This is a genomic window from Geodermatophilus sp. DSM 44513, assembly GCF_032460525.1.
GTDB lineage: Bacteria > Actinomycetota > Actinomycetes > Mycobacteriales > Geodermatophilaceae > Geodermatophilus.
Window position 1 is genome coordinate 479,188 of the sequence record NZ_CP135963.1, and the last position, 16,756, is coordinate 495,943.

14 protein-coding genes are annotated in these 16,756 nt (G+C 75.6%); 9 read left to right on the forward strand and 5 right to left on the reverse strand.

The annotated features are described in order from the left end of the window. The 3 genes from RTG05_RS02225 to RTG05_RS02235 all read right to left on the reverse strand — a co-directional run bounded on the left by RTG05_RS02225 (position 1) and on the right by RTG05_RS02235 (position 3,628). Positions 1 to 969 (reverse strand): pirin family protein, encoded by a 969-nt coding sequence (locus tag RTG05_RS02225; protein WP_166527274.1) that lies wholly within the window; start codon positions 967 to 969, stop codon positions 1 to 3. Between the two features lie 30 nt (positions 970 to 999). Next, positions 1,000 to 2,025: a pirin family protein gene (locus RTG05_RS02230; RefSeq protein WP_166527275.1), complete on the reverse strand. Its 1,026-nt coding sequence runs from the start codon at positions 2,023 to 2,025 to the stop codon at positions 1,000 to 1,002. A gap of 73 nt (positions 2,026 to 2,098) precedes the next feature. Next, positions 2,099 to 3,628: a Mur ligase family protein gene (locus tag RTG05_RS02235; RefSeq protein WP_166527276.1), complete on the reverse strand. Its 1,530-nt coding sequence runs from the start codon at positions 3,626 to 3,628 to the stop codon at positions 2,099 to 2,101. Positions 3,629 to 3,789: 161 nt separating this feature from the next. Here RTG05_RS02235 and RTG05_RS02240 point away from each other — a divergent pair, with 161 nt between their 5' ends. Then, on the forward strand, positions 3,790 to 5,598 hold the full coding sequence (locus RTG05_RS02240) for an ABC-F family ATP-binding cassette domain-containing protein (RefSeq protein WP_166527277.1): 1,809 nt from the start codon (positions 3,790 to 3,792) through the stop codon (positions 5,596 to 5,598). A gap of 121 nt (positions 5,599 to 5,719) precedes the next feature. Here RTG05_RS02240 and RTG05_RS02245 read toward each other — a convergent pair whose 3' ends face one another. After that, positions 5,720 to 6,421 (reverse strand): hypothetical protein, encoded by a 702-nt coding sequence (locus RTG05_RS02245; protein ID WP_166527278.1) that lies wholly within the window; start codon positions 6,419 to 6,421, stop codon positions 5,720 to 5,722. Positions 6,422 to 6,566: 145 nt separating this feature from the next. Between RTG05_RS02245 and RTG05_RS02250 the strand changes: the two genes are divergently transcribed. From RTG05_RS02250 to mnhG, 8 genes are all read left to right on the forward strand, one after another. After that, on the forward strand, positions 6,567 to 7,739 hold the full coding sequence (locus tag RTG05_RS02250; protein WP_166527279.1) for a sensor histidine kinase: 1,173 nt from the start codon (positions 6,567 to 6,569) through the stop codon (positions 7,737 to 7,739). Next, the gene (locus tag RTG05_RS02255; protein WP_166527280.1) at positions 7,736 to 8,395 is read left to right on the forward strand and encodes a response regulator; all 660 of its coding nucleotides are present in this window, start codon (positions 7,736 to 7,738) and stop codon (positions 8,393 to 8,395) included. Before RTG05_RS02250 ends, RTG05_RS02255 begins: the two co-directional genes overlap by 4 nt. Before the next feature lie 118 nt (positions 8,396 to 8,513). Continuing rightward, positions 8,514 to 11,387, forward strand: coding sequence for a Na+/H+ antiporter subunit A (locus RTG05_RS02260; protein WP_166527281.1), 2,874 nt, complete (start codon positions 8,514 to 8,516; stop codon positions 11,385 to 11,387). Next, positions 11,384 to 11,869, forward strand: coding sequence for a Na(+)/H(+) antiporter subunit C (locus RTG05_RS02265; protein ID WP_166527282.1), 486 nt, complete (start codon positions 11,384 to 11,386; stop codon positions 11,867 to 11,869). Before RTG05_RS02260 ends, RTG05_RS02265 begins: the two co-directional genes overlap by 4 nt. Continuing rightward, entirely contained in the window at positions 11,866 to 13,548 is a 1,683-nt protein-coding gene (locus RTG05_RS02270; RefSeq protein WP_315912244.1) for a Na+/H+ antiporter subunit D, read from the forward strand. The genes RTG05_RS02265 and RTG05_RS02270 overlap by 4 nt, the downstream gene beginning before the upstream one ends. After that, positions 13,545 to 14,108 (forward strand): Na+/H+ antiporter subunit E, encoded by a 564-nt coding sequence (locus RTG05_RS02275; protein ID WP_166527283.1) that lies wholly within the window; start codon positions 13,545 to 13,547, stop codon positions 14,106 to 14,108. Before RTG05_RS02270 ends, RTG05_RS02275 begins: the two co-directional genes overlap by 4 nt. Further along, positions 14,105 to 14,434 (forward strand): MrpF/PhaF family protein, encoded by a 330-nt coding sequence (locus tag RTG05_RS02280; RefSeq protein ID WP_166527284.1) that lies wholly within the window; start codon positions 14,105 to 14,107, stop codon positions 14,432 to 14,434. Before RTG05_RS02275 ends, RTG05_RS02280 begins: the two co-directional genes overlap by 4 nt. Further along, the gene (gene mnhG, locus RTG05_RS02285) at positions 14,431 to 14,835 is read left to right on the forward strand and encodes a monovalent cation/H(+) antiporter subunit G (RefSeq protein ID WP_166527285.1); all 405 of its coding nucleotides are present in this window, start codon (positions 14,431 to 14,433) and stop codon (positions 14,833 to 14,835) included. Before RTG05_RS02280 ends, mnhG begins: the two co-directional genes overlap by 4 nt. Here the strand turns inward: mnhG and leuA are convergent. After that, on the reverse strand, positions 14,816 to 16,567 hold the full coding sequence (gene leuA / locus RTG05_RS02290) for a 2-isopropylmalate synthase (protein WP_315912245.1): 1,752 nt from the start codon (positions 16,565 to 16,567) through the stop codon (positions 14,816 to 14,818). The genes mnhG and leuA overlap by 20 nt on opposite strands. Between the last annotated feature and the right edge of the window lie 189 nt (positions 16,568 to 16,756).

Consider the following 16,756-nt stretch of genomic DNA (forward strand, 5'->3'; position numbering starts at 1 on the left):
TCAGCGCACCCGGCCGCGGGCCCTGAGCGGCACCGGCGGCAGCGGCGGGGCGGCCAGCCGGTCGCCGTCGTAGCCGACGACGGTGCCGAAGCGCTCGTCCTCGGCGTTCCACCGCTCGGCGTACTCGGCGATCTCCTCACCCGAGCGGCCGACGAAGTTCCACCACATGACGATCCGCTCCTCGAACGGCTCGCCGCCGAGCAGCAGCAGCCGCGCGTCCTGCCCGGCGCGGATCCGCACCGTGCGGCGGCCAGTGCCGAGGTACAGCATCGCGCCGACCTCCAGCGGCGCGTCCTCCACCTGCGCCGACCCGGACGAGGCCAGCACGGCGTACTCGAAGTCCGGCTCCAGCGGCAGCTCGACGTCGGCACCGGCGGACAGGGCCAGGTCGGCGCCGACCAGCGGGGTGTGCGCCGTGCCGGGGGAGGTGGCCCCGCCGAGGGAGCCCAAGAGCACGGTGGCGGTGAGCCCGTCGGAGGTGAAGCCGGGCAGGCCGGTGTGGTGGGCGAACGCCGGCGCGGTGTCGCGGGCGGCGTCGGGCAGCGCCACCCACAGCTGGGCGCCGTGCAGGTACCGGGGGTGGCTCGCCGGGGACTGCTCGGAGTGCGCGATGCCGTGGCCGGCCGTCATCAGCGCGAGCTCGCCGGGCCGGACGCGGGCGTCGCTGCCGAGGGAGTCACGGTGGTGGATCTCGCCCTCCAGCAGCCAGGACACCGTCTGCAGACCGGTGTGCGGGTGCGGCGGCACCTGCATGCCGGCCGACGCGGTGACGTCGTCGGGGCCGTAGTGGTCGACGAACGCCCACGCGCCGACCAGCCGCCGGCCCAGGGTGGGCAGCAGCCGCCGCACGCGCGTGCTCTCGCCGAGCAGCACCTCCTTGCCCGGCAGCAGCTCCAGCACCGGGCCGGCGGCGGTGCCCTCCAGCCCGCCGAGCTCGCGGGCCGGCGGGCGGCGCTCCAGGTTGCTCATCGGGTCCTCCTGTGCGCGGGGAGCCTGGACCTACTGTGCGCCGGACTGGCCGGTCTCGCCGCGGACGGCGGCGTGCGGGACGGCGGGGCGGGTGGGGGCGCTGGAGTGCTGGGCCGGGATGCTGCCGAGCCGGCCGGCCCGGAAGTCCTCGAAGGCCTCGACGACCTCCTGCCGGGTGTTCATCACGAACGGCCCGTACACGGCGATCGGCTCGCGGATGGGACGGCCGCCGAGGACGACGACGTCCAGCGCCGGCGTGCGGGACTCCTGGCGCCGCGCCCCGCTGACCGTGATCGTGTCGCCCGCGCCGAGGACGGCGAGCTGGCCGGTGCGCACCGGGTGCCCCTCGGGGCCCACCGAGCCGGCGCCGGACAGCACGTAGACCAGCGCGTTGAAGTCCGGCTGCCACGGCAGGTCCAGGGTCGCGCCGGGGGCGACCGTGGCGTGCACCATGGCCATCGGCGTGTAGGTGGAGCCCGGGCCGGTGTGCCCGGCGACGTCACCGGCGATCACCCGCAGCAGGGCGCCGGCGTCCGGGCTGGCCAACAGCACCGACTCGCGGGCCCGCAGGTCCTGGTAGCGCGGCTCCGCCCACTTGCGCGCCATGGGCAGGTTCACCCACAGCTGCAGGCCGTGGAACAGACCGCCGCTCACGACCAGGTGCTCCGGGGGACGCTCGATGTGCAACACGCCACCGCCGGCGGTCATCCACTGGGTGTCGCCGTCGGTGATCGAGCCCCCGCCGCCGTGGGAGTCGGCGTGCTCGAAGGTGCCGTCGATGAGGTAGGTGACGGTCTCGAAGCCCCGGTGCGGGTGCCAGGAGGTGCCCCGCGGCTCACCCGGGGCGTACTCCACCTCGCCCATCTGGTCCATGTGGATGAAGGGGTCGAGCTCGCGCAGGTCCGCGCCGGCGAACGCGCGGCGGACCGGGAAGCCCTCGCCCTCGAAGCCCGACGGCGCGGTGGTCACCGAGCGCACCCGGCGGCGGACCGTCCCCGGGACCGGCAGCGGGACGCGCGGGAGCGTGGTGGTGTCCTCGACGGTGACGGCGGGCATGCCGGCCTCCTCGGTTGAACTCTCAACTGACGGAGGTCGTAACGGCGCGCCGGCCCCCGTCATTCCCCCCGCGTCAGGAGGCGCGCTCGCGCAGCCGGTCCCCGGGCTGCGGGTGCGCCTCGTCCAGCGCCTCCACGGCGACCTCGGCGTCGTCCAGGTGGACGGCGTCGCGCGGGTCGGTGGTGTCCAGCATCCGCGTCTCGTGGCCCCGGCCCACCACCAGGACGACGTCGGCCGGCCCGGCGGCCCGCACCGCGGCGGTGATCGCCGTCCGCCGGTCGGGCACCGTGCGCACGCCGGCCGCGGAGCCCAGCAGGCCCACGCGCAGCTCGGCGCGGATCGCGGCCGGGTCCTCGCCGTGGCTGCCCTCGTTGGTCAGCCACACGCAGTCCGCGGCCCGCGCGGCCTCGCCCAGCCCCTGGCGCTTGTAGCGGTCGCGCCGGCCGCGGGCGCCGAGCACCAGGTGCACCCGGCCGCTGGGGTGGGTGAGGTCGCGGGCCGTGACGAGGGCGGCGGCCAGCGCGCGGGGCGTGTGCGCGTAGTCGACGACGACCCGCGGCCGGCCCGACCCGCCGAGGACGGTGTTGCGCCCGCGGGGCGGGGCGACCGCGGCCAGCCCGGCGGCGATCCGGTCCGGCGGGACGCCGAGCACCCGGCCGGTGGCCCAGGCGGCGGCCAGGTTGGTGACGTGCACCCGCCCCACCAGCGGGCTGCGCACCCGGTGCCCGCCGAGGTCGTCGCCGATGAGCAGTTCGGTGCCGCCGCTCCCGGTCCGCCACCCCAGCACCCGCACGTCGGTGTCGGTCCCCGAGCCGACCCGGGTCACCGGCACCTGCGCCTGGTCGGCCAGCCGCCGTCCCCAGGGCTCCTCGGTGACGACCACGGCGGCGGCGGTCCGCCCGGCCTCGAACAGCCGGGCCTTGCTGGCCCAGTACTGCTCCAGGGTGCCGTGGTGGTCGAGGTGGTCCTCCTCGAAGCCGGTGAAGACCGACACCTGGAACCCCAGACCGTCCATGCGCCCCATGTCCAGCGCGATGGAGGAGGCCTCCACGACCGCGCTGTGCGCGCCGGCCTCGAGCATCCAGCCCAGCAGCTGGTGCAGCTCGGGGGCCTCGGGCGTGGTCAGGGCGGTCGTCCGCGCGTGCCTGCCGACCTCGGCGCCCAGCGTGCCCACCACGCCCGTGCAGTCGCCCCCGGCGTCCAGGACGCCGCGGAGCAGGGCGCTGGTGGTGGTCTTGCCGTTGCTGCCGGTGACCCCGACCAACCGCAGCGCCGCGGCCGGGTCACCGGCCAGCAGCGCGCCGAGCGGGCCGAGCTGGGCACGCACCGAGGGCACGCGCAGCTGCGGCAGGTCGCTGTCCACCGGCCGGTCGACGAGCAGTGCGACCGCACCGGCGGCCGCGGCCGCGGGAGCGTGGCGGTGACCGTCGCTGGCCGAGCCGCGGACGCAGGCGAACAGCGCGCCGGGGACGACGAGCCGGGAGTCCGTCACCAGGCCGCGCACCGTCAGGTCGTCGGTGCCCCCGACGCGGGTGACCGGGCCGCCGGGCACGGTGCGGGCGCGACGCTCGACCTCCGACCACGGGACGGAGGGGAGACGCACCGGCCCGACGGTATGCGGCGCTGCCCGAAGCCGCAGGTCGGGGCTGTAGGCACTCCACCCGTCCGGCGCGCCCCTGACCGCGCGGAGCGCGCGGGACACACCCCGGCACCGGTCGCGGGCGCCTGCCGCGGCCGGACGCGCCGGGCGGATACTCGGAGCTGATGAGCGCACCCGTCAACCTGGTCAACCTCGAGCGGGTGCACAAGGCACACGGCACCACCGTCCTGCTCGACGACGTCTCCCTCGGCATCGCCGCAGGCGAGCGCATCGGCGTGGTGGGGCGCAACGGCAGCGGGAAGTCCACGCTGCTCGGCGTCCTGACCGGCGGTGAGGAGCCCGACTCCGGCCGGGTCACCCGGCGCGGCGACCTGGCCGTCGGCGTCCTCGACCAGTCCGGCACCCTGCCGCCCGGTGCGACGGTGCGGGACGTCGTCCTGCCCGCCAGCCTGTTCGCCGCCGAGCACGAGTGGGCCGCCGACCCGGCCGTGCGCAGCGTGCTCACCGGCCTGGAACTGGACCGGCTGGGCCTGGACAGCCCGGTCGCGCCGATGTCCGGCGGCGAGCGGCGCCGGGTCGCGCTGGCCGCGCAGCTCGTCCGGCCGCTGGACCTGCTGGTGCTCGACGAGCCGACCAACCACCTCGACGTCGAGGGCGTGGCCTGGCTGGCCGGCTACGTGCGGGAGCGGGTCGGCGCGCTGGTGGTCGTGACCCACGACCGGTGGTTCCTCGACGAGGTGTGCACGCAGACGTGGGAGGTCGCCGACGGCCGGGTGCACGCCTACGAGGGGGGCTACGCCGCCTACACGCTGGCCCGCGCCGAGCGCGCCCGGATCGCGGCGGCCGGCGAGGAGCGCCGCCTCAACCTGGTCCGCAAGGAACTGGCCTGGCTGCGCCGCGGCCCGCCCGCGCGCACCAGCAAGCCGAGGTTCCGGATCGAGGCCGCCCAGGCGCTCATCGCCGACGAACCCCCCGCGCGGGACCAGATGGCGCTGGCCGGCTTCGCCGCCCGCCGCCTCGGCAGGACCGTCTACGACGTGGAGGACGTCACCTACGCGGTGCCCACGGACGACGGCCCCCGCACCCTGTTCCGGGACCTGAGCTGGCACGCCGGCCCGGGTGACCGGATCGGCGTCGTCGGCGTCAACGGGGCGGGCAAGACCTCGCTCCTGCGGCTGCTGGTCGGCGAGAGCGAGCCCGACCGCGGCCGGGTGGTGCGCGGGCAGACCGTGGCGCCGGCCTACCTCTCCCAGCACGTCACCGAGCTGCCGGGCCGGCTGCGGGTGCTGGAGGCGGTGCAGGAGGTCGCCCGGATCGCCCGCATCGGGAACCAGGAGATCTCCGCGTCGTCCCTGGCCGAGCGGTTCGGCTTCCCGGCGTCGCGGCAGTGGACGCCGGTGGGCGACCTCTCCGGCGGCGAGCGGCGGCGGCTGCAGCTGCTGCGGCTGCTGATGAGCGAGCCGAACGTGCTGCTGCTCGACGAGCCGACGAACGACCTGGACATCGACACGCTGACCGCGCTGGAGGACCTGCTCGACGGCTTCCCCGGCACCGTGCTGGTGGTCAGCCACGACCGGTACTTCGTCGACCGGGTGTGCGACTCCGTGGTCGCGCTCATGGGCGACGGCTCGCTGGCGGCCCTGCCCGGCGGGGTCGAGGAGTACCTGACCCGCCGCGCCGCGGGGGAGGCGGCGCTGCCCTCGGTGACGTCCACGGCGGCACCTGCTGCCGCCCCCTCGGCCCCCGCGCGTTCGTCCGGGGACGTGCGGGCAGCCCGCAAGGAGGCCGCGCGGCTGGAGCGGCGGCTGGAGAAGCTCACCGCCGACGAGGAGCGGCTGCACGGCGAGCTGGCCGCGGCGGCGACCGACCACGTCCGGGTCGGCGAGCTGGACGCGCGGCTGCGCACGGTGCTGGCCGAGAAGGAGCAGGTGGAGAGCGACTGGCTCGAAGCCGCCGAGGTCGCCGAGGGCTGAGCGGGCCCCGCCCGGGTCGCGGCCGGCCCTCCCTGGAGGCCACCTCTCCCCGCGGACGCTCGTGCTCTGCCCACCGTGGTGGGCAGAGCACGAGCGTCGCGCGGGGGAGGGTCGCCGGGGGTCACGCGGCGACGGCGGCCTCCGCGCGGTTGCGCTGGAGCAGCCGCAGGCCGACCACGACCGCCGGGACGGCGCCCAGCAGCATGAGCCCGCCGTACAGCAGCGGGGAGAAGGTCAGCACAGTCGCCAGCACGAGCGAGACGACCGCGGGGGCCAGCAGCCACCAGCTGATCACGCCCGCCCGGGCCAGGCCGGCGTAACCGACCAGCGGACCGACCAGGCCGAGCAGCGTCACGGTGCCGACCACGGCCATCGCCGCGGAACCGTGGACGTCGGCGAACACCGCCTCCGCGGTGCTCGCCTCGAGCAGCCGCCCGACGGCGCCGGTCCAGAAGTCGAAGAGCACGTTCCCGGCGACGGTGACCATGCCCAGCGCGGCCATCAGCGCCCCCGCGACGGCCAGGCCCGCGCCGCGACGGCCGCGCACCAGCGCGGGCGCCGCCAGCCAGGCCAGGCCGGTCAGCATCGTGCCGTAGTGCAGCAGCAACGCCGACAGGGTGGTCCGCGCCTCGTCGCGGGCGAGGGAGGCGATGTAGTCGGCGTCGGCCATCGAGTCCTGCGGCGGTGAGGTCACCATGCCGGCGACGAAGAGCACCGAGCCGAGGACCAGGGCGCCCCCGGCGATCGGGAGCAGCAGCGAGCCGGCGGAGCGGCGGCCCGGCGCCGGAGTCGTGGTGGACGGGGTCTGGAGTTCGGTCGTCATGGCCGGAACGCTAGGAACCCGCCCTCGACCTGGGCGTCCGTCGTGCCGCACCGACCTGGCTCCGTCCTGCGGCGGAACGACACGGGCGGCCGTTCGGCCGCGCGGGGGATGCCCGGCGCCCCGCGCGGCGCCTAGCGTGCGCGTCGTGCCCCGCTGGACCGCCTCCCCGAGCGCGCGCCGCCTGTTCTGGCCGGCCGTGGGCGCCCTCATGGGGGCTCTCTCGGTCTTCGAGTGGTCCGTCGACGACTTCACCGGCCGCGACTGGCCGCTGCTGGTCCCCGGACTGCTGGTGGCCGCACTCGTCGCACTGTGCCGCTGGCTGTCGGCCACCGCACCCGTCCTGGGCATCCTCACCGTCCTGGTCAACCTCGCGGGGGGCGCCCCCGGCCCTGGCGGCGCCCAGCTGGTCGGCATGGGCCTGCTGGTCGGCCACGCCCTCGCCGTGCTGCCCCCGCGCCGCGGCGTCGTCTCGGCCGGTGTCTCCGGAGCGCTGGCCGCCGTGCTGGGCGCCGCCTTCGCGCCCAACCCGTGGGAGGCGGTGTTCTACCTGCTCGTGGTCGGTGCCTCCGCCGCCGTCGGGGCGCTGGTGGCGCAGTCGCGGCAGCGCGCCGCGCGGATGCAGCTGCTCGCCGCCCGGCTCGCCGAGCAGCAGGAGGCGGTCGCCGCCGCGGCCACGACCGCCGAGCGGGCCCGGATCGCCCGCGAGGTGCACGACTCCGTGGCGCACGCGGTGAGCGTGATGGTGCTGCAGATGGGCGGCCTGCGCCGGCTGCTGCCCGACCACCCCGAGGCGCAGGAGGTGCTGCTCGGCCTGGAGCGGCTGGGCCGGGACTCCGTCGACGAGATGCGCCGGGTCGTCGGAATCCTGAGGGAGCAGCGCGACGGGGCGCCGGCTCCCCGGCCGTCGCTGTCCCGGCTCGACGCCGTCCTCGACGAGCTGCGGACGGCGGGCATGCCGGTGGAGCTGACCGTCACGGGGGAGCCGGTCGAGCTGCCGCAGCTGGTCGACGTCTCCGCCGTCCGGGTGGTGCAGGAGGCGCTGTCCAACGTGGTCCGGCACGCCGGTGCCGCCGCGACGCGGGTGGAGGTCCGGTACGAGCCGGGGGCGGTGACGGTCACGGTGACCGACGACGGCCGCCCCCGCGTCCCGGCGCCGCCGCCGACCGGCGCCGGCGGGCACGGGCAGCTGCACATGCGCGAGCGGGTCGCCGTCGCCGGTGGGCGGCTGGAGGTCGGGCCGGTGCGCGGGGGCGGCTACCGGGTCCGCGCCACCTTCCCGGTGGCCGTCCCGAGCACCCCGGCGGGGGCGGTGGCGTGACCATCCGGGTGGTGCTCGTCGACGACCAGGCGATGGTGCGCACCGGGTTGCGCATGGTGCTGGCCGCCGAGCCCGACATCGAGGTGGTCGGCGAGGCCGCCGACGGGGCCGCCGGCGTCCGGGTGGTGACCGAGCAGCGGCCGGACGTCGTGCTGCTCGACGTCCGCATGCCGGGCGTGGACGGGCTCGAGGCGGCCCGGCGGATCGCCGCCGCGGACCTGCCGACCCGGGTCGTCGTGCTGACCACCTTCGACGAGGACGAGTACCTGGCCGCTGCCCTGCGGGCCGGGGTCAGCGGCTTCCTGCTCAAGGTGGCCCCGCCGGAGGACCTGGTCGCCGCCGTCCGCACCGTCGCCGCCGGGCACGGCCTGCTCGACCCGGCGGTCACCCTGCGGGTCATCGAGACCGTCGCCGCGGCGCCGGCGCCGGACCCGGAGCGGGTCGGGGCGCTGGCCCGGCTGACCGAGCGGGAGACCGACGTGCTCGCGCTGGTGGCCGCCGGGCTGTCCAACGCCGAGATCGCCGCCCGGCTGTTCCTCGGCGAGGCGACGGTGAAGACCCACGTCAGCCGGGTGCTGCTCAAGCTGGGCCTGCGCGACCGCGTGCAGGCGGTGGCCTTCGCCTACGAGTCCGGGCTGGTCCGGCCCGGCCGGTGAGGGGCGGGCCCCAGCGACGAGGCCGGGCCCACCGGGCCTGCCGGGTAGACTGATCACCGCGCCGGCCGTCGCCCGACCGACGTCCGGTGTCCCCGCGCCCTGCGACTCCCGGAGACACGTGCTCGCTCTGCTGTCCCTCCACGTGCTCGCCGCGCTGCTGGCGCCCGTGCTCGTGCGGTGGTGGGGGCGGCAGGCCCTGCTGGTCCTCGCGCTGGTCCCCGCCGCCGCCTTCGCCTGGGTGCTGTCCCGGGTGGGCGCGGTGCTCGGCGGCCAGGAGCCGCGAGAGACGGTGCCGTGGGTGCCGGCGCTGCAGCTGGACGTCGCGCTGCGCCTGGACGCGCTGTCGCTCACCTTCGCCGCCCTGGTCACCGGGGTGGGCGCGCTGGTGTTCGTCTACTGCGCCCGCTACCTCGACTGCGGCGACGAGGACACCGGCCGGTTCGCCGGCTGCCTGACCGCCTTCGCCGGCTCCATGCTCGGGCTCGTCCTCGCCGACGACCTGCTGCTGCTCTACGTGTTCTGGGAGCTCACCACCGTCTTCTCCTTCCTGCTCATCGGCGGGTCGGGGCGGCGGCTGGCCGCGCGGCGGGCGGCCGCGCAGGCGCTCGTCCTCACCACCGCCGGCGGGCTGGCCATGCTGGTCGGGCTCATCCTCGTCGGCCAGGCCAGCGGCTCGTTCCTGCTGTCGGAGGTCGTCGCCGACCCGGGCAGCGGCACCGCCATGGTGTGGGGTGCCGCGCTGGTGCTGGTCGGGGCGGTGACCAAGTCCGCGCTGGTCCCGTTCCACTTCTGGCTGCCCGCGGCCATGGAGGCCCCGACCCCGGTCAGCGCCTACCTGCACGCCGCGGCGATGGTGAAGGCCGGCGTCTACCTGGTCGCCCGCCTGGCACCGGGGCTGGCCGACGTCCCCGGCTGGCGGCCCGCCGTGCTCGGGCTGGGCGTGGCCACCATGCTCGTCGGCGGGTACCGCGCGCTGCGCCAGCGGGACCTCAAGCTGCTGCTGGCCTTCGGCACGGTCAGCCAGCTGGGCTTCCTGGTGACGCTCGCCGGCGCGGGCAGCTACGAGCTGGCGTCGGCCGCGCTGGCCATGACGGTGGCCCACGCGCTGTTCAAGTCCACGCTGTTCCTCACCGTCGGCGTCATCGACCACGCCACGGGCACCCGCGACCTGCGCCGGCTGTCCGGCCTCGGCCGCCGGCTGCCGGTCCTCGCGGCCACCGGCACCGCCGCCGCGGCGTCCATGGCCGGACTGCCGCCGCTGCTGGGCTTCGTGGGCAAGGAGGCGGCGTTCACCGCCCTGCTGGACGGCGGGCTGCCCGACCGGACCGCGGCCGTCGTCGTCCTCACCGGCCTGGTCGCGGGCTCGGTGCTCACCGCCGCCTACACGGCCCGCTTCGTCTGGGGCGCCTTCGCCCGCAAGCCCGGCGTCGAGGACACCGAGCCCGAGCACCCGCCGGGGCCGCTGTTGCTCACCGCCCCGGTCGTCCTCGCGCTGACCGGGTTGCTCCTCGGGCCGGCCAGCCCGCTGCTGGACCCGGTGGTCGCCGCCTACGCCGAGACGCTGCCGCTGCTGGCCCCGGAGGCGGAGCACCTGGCGCTGTGGCACGGTTGGCAGCCGGCGCTGCTGCTGTCCGCGCTGACGCTCCTCGGCGGGGCCGCGCTGTTCGCCGTCCGCGGGCGGGTGCAGGTCCTGCAGCGGCGGGTGGCCGTCGGGGCCTCCGCCGACGAGGGCTACTGGAACGTCCTGCAGGGTGTCGACCGGCTCTCCGTGCTGGTCACCGGCACCACCCAGCGCGGCTCCCTGCCGGCCTACCTGGGCACCATCCTGGTCACCCTGCTGGCGCTGTCCGGGACGCTGCTCATCACCCGCGCGCCCTGGCCGGACCAGTGGCGGGCCTGGGACACCCCGGTGCAGGCGATCGTCGGCCTGGTCGTGGTCACCGCCGCGGTGCTGGCGCTGCGCATCCGCCAGCGGCTGTCCGCGGTGCTGGTCGTCGGGGTGACCGGCTACGGCAGCGCCGTGGTGTTCGCGCTGCAGGGCGCCCCCGACCTCGCGCTCACCCAGTTCCTGGTGGAGACCCTCACCCTGGTCGTGTTCGTCCTGGTGCTGCGCAAGCTGCCCAAGGACATCTCCGAGCGGCACCGGCCGCGCGAGCGTGCCGTCCGCGGGGCGATCGCGGTCGCCACCGGGGTGTTCATGGCCGCCGCCGGGGCCGTGGCGCTCTCGGCGCGCACCGCGACGCCGGTGTCGGAGGCCTGGCCCGGGCCGGCGTACGAGGTCGGCGGCGGCAAGAACATCGTCAACGTGACCCTGGTCGACATCCGCGCCTGGGACACCCTCGGGGAGATCGCCCTGCTGGTCGTCGCCGCGACCGGCGTGGCCAGCCTGGTCTTCCTCCGGCGGCGCACCGGCGGCGTGGACCGCGTCCCGCGCTCCGCCCTGGACGAGCCGCAGCCCGGCCGGCGCGCGCCCCGCAACCGCTGGCTGGCCGCCACGGTCACGCTGGAGCCCGGCCGGCGCTCGGTCGTGCTCGAGGTGGTCACCCGGCTGCTGTTCCACACCATCATGGTGTTCTCCCTCTACCTGCTCTTCTCCGGCCACAACGAGCCCGGCGGCGGGTTCGCCGGTGGGCTGGTCGCCGGTCTCGCGCTGGTGCTGCGGTACCTGGCCGGCGGGCGCTACGAGCTGGGTGAGGCCGCCCCGGTCGCGCCGGGCCTGCTGCTGGGCGGCGGGCTGCTGTTCGCCGGCGGCACCGGCGTCGCCGGCCTGCTGGCGGGGGCCGCGGTGCTGCAGACGGCGATCGTGCAGACCACCCTGCCGGTGCTCGGCGACGTCAAGCTGGTGACCTCGCTGTTCTTCGACGTCGGCGTCTACCTGATCGTCGTGGGGCTGGTGCTGGACGTGCTGCGCAGCCTGGGTGCGGAGCTGGACCGCCAGGAGGACCAGGAGGACCCGATCGAGCTGACCCCCGGGGAGACGGTGCTGCGATGACCCCGACGATCGTGCTGCCGCTGATGATCGGCGGGCTCTACGCAGCGGGGGTCTACCTGCTGCTGGACCGCAGCCTGACCCGGGTCCTGCTCGGCTTCGTGCTGCTGGGCAACGCCACCAACCTGCTGCTGCTCTCCAGCGGCGGGCCGGCGGGCCTGGCGCCGATCCTCGGCTACTCCGACCCCGAGCAGATCAACGACCCGCTGCCGCAGGCCCTGGTCCTCACCGCGATCGTGATCACCTTCGGCGTCTCGGCGTTCCTGCTGGCGATCATCCACCGCTCCTGGCGGCTGGCCCGCAACGAGGCCGTGGGGCTGGACGAGGAGGACCGCCGGGTCGCCGCCGGCCGGGCCACCGACGCCGACGAGGTCGACCCCGACGACCTGTCCCCGGAGGACCGCGCGGCCATGCACGTCGACACCCTGGCCGCCGACGGCGGGGTGCCGGCCGACGACGTCGACCTGCCCGCGGGTGCCCGGTGATCGACGTCCTCGCGCCGCTGCCGGTGCTGCTCCCGCTGCTGGGGGCGGCCGGGGCGCTGCTGGTCTCCGGGCACCCGGGGGTACAGCGCGCCCTGAGCACGACCGTGCTCGTCGCGGTGCTCGCCGTCTCGGTGGCCCTGCTGTTCGTCGCCGACGCCGAGGGTGCCGCCTCGGTGTCGGTCGGCGGCTGGCCGGTGCCGCTGGGCATCGTGCTGGTCGTCGACCGGCTGTCGGCGCTGATGCTGGTGGTCGCCTCGACCGTGGCGCTCGGCGTCCTGGTCTTCGCCGTCGGGCAGGGCTCCGCCGACGGGGACGAGGGCACCCCGGTGTCTATCTTCCACCCGACGTTCCTGGTGCTGATCGCGGGCGTGGGCAACGCCTTCCTCGCCGGCGACCTGTTCAACCTCTACGTCGGCTTCGAGATCCTGCTGATGGCCTCCTACGTGCTGCTCACCCTCGGCGGCACCGCGGCGCGCATCCGCGGCGGCGTCACCTACATCGTCGTGAGCCTGACCAGCTCCCTGGTGTTCCTCGCCGCGATCGGCCTGGTCTACGCCGCCACGGGCACGGTGAACATGGCCCAGCTGGCGGTGCGGCTGGGCGAGCTGCCCGACGGCCTGCAGGTGCTGCTGCAGTCGATGCTGCTCATCGCCTTCGGCATCAAGGCCGCGGTCTTCCCGCTGTCGGCCTGGCTGCCCGACAGCTACCCGACCGCCCCCGCGCCGGTCACCGCCGTGTTCGCCGGCCTGCTCACCAAGGTCGGCGTGTACGCGATCATCCGGACGCAGACGCTGCTGTTCCCGGACGGCGCGCTGGACGACCTGCTGCTGTGGGCGGCGCTGGCGACCATGCTCATCGGCATCCTCGGGGCGGTGGCGCAGAGCGACCTGCGCCGGATGCTGTCGTTCACCCTGGTCAGCCACATCGGCTACATGGTGTTCGGCATCGCCCTGGGGACGGCGGCCGGGCTGGCCGGCGCGGTCTTCTACGTCACCCACCACATCGCCATCCAGACCACGCTGTTCCTCGTCGCCGGGCTGGTGGAGCGCCAGGGCGGGACGACGTCGGTGGACCGCCTCGGCGGCCTGGCCCGGCGCTCCCCGCTGCTGGCGGTGCTGTTCCTGGTGCCCGCGCTGAACCTCGCCGGCATCCCCCCGATGTCGGGCTTCATCGGCAAGCTGGGACTGCTGCAGGCCGGCGTCGCCGACGGCAGCCCGGGGGCGTTCACCCTGGTGGCCGGCGGGGTGCTGACCAGCCTGCTCACGCTGCTGGCGGTCGCCCGCGTCTGGATCCGCGCCTTCTGGCGGTCCCCCAGCCAGCCCCCGGCCGAGGACACCGCCGCGGCCGCGGTCGCCGACGCGACGTCCCGACGGCGGCCGTCCGGCGACGGCGCGACACCCTCCGACGGGCCGCGCACCCCCCTGCAGGACGCGTGGCGCCGGCACACGGCGGTGGCCACGGCCAGCCGGCCGGACCTGCCGCCGGCCGCGGCGGCGACCCGGGCGCTGCGCCCGCTGCCCCGGACGATGGTGGGTGCCACCGTGGCCCTGGTCTCCCTCACCGTGGCCCTCACCGGGCTGGCCGGGCCGCTGTACGGGCTGGCCGACCGGGCCTCGGGCGACCTCCTGGACCGCTCGCCCTACGTCACCTCGGTGTTCGGGACGGAGCCGATCCCGTGACCGTCGAACCGGCCGCCACCCGGCTGCGCCACCAGCTCCCGCTGGTCGTCTGGCTGGTCGTGGTGTGGATGCTGCTGTGGGGCACGCCGTCCTGGGCGAACCTGCTCTCCGGCGTGCTGGTGGCGCTCGTCGTGCTGACGGTGCTGCCACTGCCGCCGGTGGTCGGCGGTGCCCGCGTGCGCCCGCTGCCGCTGCTGGTCTTCCTCGGTCACTTCCTGGTCGAGCTGGTCGTCTCCGGCGCGCAGGTGGCCTGGCAGGCGCTGCGGCCCGGCGGGGTGTCCAGCACGGCCATCCTGCGGGTCCAGCTGCGCGTGGACTCCGACCTGCTGCTGACCATGGTCGCCGAGGCGATCTCGCTGGTACCCGGGTCGCTGGTGCTCGACCTGGACCGGGAGCAGCGGGTGATGACCCTGCACGTGCTGCCCGCGCGCGACCTGGACGACGTCCGGCGGAAGAAGGCGCACGTGCTGGTCGTCGAGGAGCGGCTGGTCCGGGCGTTCGGCTCGGCCGACGACCTGGCAGCCATCGAGCGGCGGGAGGATCGGGTGCAGGCGCCGTGATCGTGGTGGAGGTCGCGCTGTACGCGCTGATCGGCGGGGGAGCGCTGCTGGCGCTGGTCCGGCTGGCGCGCGGGCCCTCGCTGCTGGACCGGGTGGTCGCCACCGACACCCTGCTGGTCATCATCGCGGCCGGCCTGGCGGTGCACGCCGCGCTGGTGCGGGACCCGACGCTGGTGCCGGTGCTGGTCGTGGTCTCGCTGCTGGCCTTCGTCGGGTCGGTGTCGGTCGCCCGCTACGTCGGCGGGATGATGCTGCGCTCGGGCACCGGCGACGGCCGGGACGTCGGCCGGCCGGTGGCGGCCGAGGAGGGGCAGGGCCGGTCGTGAACGGGTTCGCCGACGTCGTCGCCCTCGCCTGCCTGCTGGCCGGTGCGTTCTTCTGCCTGACCGCCGGGCTGGGCCTGGTGCGCTTCCCCGACGTGCTGACGCGGATGCACGCCGGCACCAAGCCCCAGGTGCTCGGCGTGCTGCTGATCATGGTCGGGGCCGCCATCCGGCTGGAGGGCTGGGCCAACGCGTGGATGCTGCTGCTCGTGGCGGCCTTCCAGCTGCTGACCGCGCCGGTCAGCGCGCACCTGGTCAGCCGGGTGGCCTACCGCCGCCGGCACGTCCGCCGCGACCTGCTGCTGGTCGACGAGTTCGGCGGCACGGGCCACCAGGACGAGCACCACCGCGGGGACGAGCCCGGCGACGCCCCACCCGGTGCGGCTAGCGCTGGGCGCGGTTGACCGCCGAGACGACGGCGCGCAGCGACGCGGTGACGATGTTCGGGTCGATGCCCACGCCCCACAGCACGCGGTCGCCGACGGCGCACTCGACGTAGGCCGCGGCGCGGGCGTCCCCACCGGCGGACATGGCGTGCTCGGCGTAGTCGAGCACGCGCACGTCCACGTCCACCGAGCGCAGTGCGTCGACGAACGCGGCGATCGGGCCGTTGCCGCGGCCCTGCACGGTCATCGGGACGCCGCCGTCGACCAGTTCGACCACCATCTCGTCGAGGGAGTCGCCGTGGGCCTTGTCCCCGGTGCGGTGCCGGTGGCCGGCCAGGGAGAACCGGCCCCACGGGGCGTCGGGGTCGGGCAGGTACTCGTTGCTGAACGCCGCCCACATCTGCGCGGCGGTGACCTCGCCGCCCTCGTCGTCGGTGTGCCGCTGCACGACGGCGGAGAACTCGATCTGCAGCCGGCGCGGCAGGTCGAGGTGGTTCTCGGTCTTCATGACGTAGGCGACGCCGCCCTTGCCCGACTGGCTGTTGACCCGGATGACCGCCTCGTAGCTGCGGCCGACGTCCTTGGGGTCGATGGGCAGGTAGGGCACCGCCCAGGGCACCTCGGCGACCGGCTCACCCGCGGCCCGCGCGTCGGCCGCCAGCGCCGTGAAGCCCTTGTTGATCGCGTCCTGGTGGGAGCCGGAGAACGCGGTGTAGACCAGGTCGCCGCCGTAGGGGTGCCGCTCGTGCACGCCCAGCTGGTTGCAGTACTCGACGGTGCGGCGGATCTCGTCGATGTCGGAGAAGTCGATCTGCGGGTCGATGCCCTGGCTGAACAGGTTCAGGCCCAGGGTGACCAGGTCGACGTTGCCGGTGCGCTCGCCGTTGCCGAACAGGCAGCCCTCGATGCGGTCGGCGCCGGCGCGGTGACCCAGCTCGGCGGCGGCGACGGCGGTGCCGCGGTCGTTGTGCGGGTGCAGGGACAGCACCAGGGAGTCCCGGCGGCCCAGGTTGCGGTGCATCCACTCGATCTGGTCGGCGTACACCGTCGGCTCCGCCATCTCGACGGTGGCGGGCAGGTTGATGATCGTCGGCCGGTCCGGCGTGGGCTCCCAGACGTCGGTGACCGCGTTGCAGACCTCGACGGCGAAGTCCAGCTCGGTGCCGGTGAAGGACTCCGGGCTGTACTCGTAGCGGATCTCGGTGTCGCCCATCTGCTCGGTGAGCTTGTGCACCACCTGTGCGCCGTGGACGGCGATGTCGACGATGCCGGCCCGGTCGGAGCCGAACACCACCCGCCGCTGCAGCGTGGAGGTGGAGTTGTAGAGGTGCACGATCGCCTGCCGAGCGCCGCGCAGGGACTCGAAGGTGCGCTCGATCAGCTCGTCGCGGGCCTGGGTGAGCACCTGGATGGTGACGTCGTCGGGGACCAGGTCGTCCTCGACGAGCTGGCGGACGAAGTCGAAGTCGGTCTGGCTGGCCGCCGGGAAGCCGACCTCGATCTCCTTGTAGCCCATGCGGACCAGCAGCTCGAACATCCGCCGCTTGCGGTCGGGCGTCATCGGGTCGATCAGCGCCTGGTTGCCGTCGCGCAGGTCCACGGCGCACCAGCGCGGCGCGGCCGTGGTGACGACGTCCGGCCAGGTGCGGTCGGGCAGGTCGACGGGGGTGACGGGCGCGTAGCGGTGCACGGGCATCCGCGAGGGCTGCTGCGGGTGGCGGGCGTGCGGGTGCTCGGGGTTCCTGCTCACGGGTTCGGGCTCCTCTGGGCGCGGGCTGGACGCAGCTCCGGTGGGGGCGGTCAGCAGGCGCCGGGGACGCTCTCGGTCACGGCGGGATCCCGCGGCGAGGGGGCCGACCTAGGAGAGGGCCTCGCCGCGGCGGGTAAGCAGGAGGCTGCCGCGCACACGGTCACCGTAGCAGCGCGTCAGCCGAGGTCG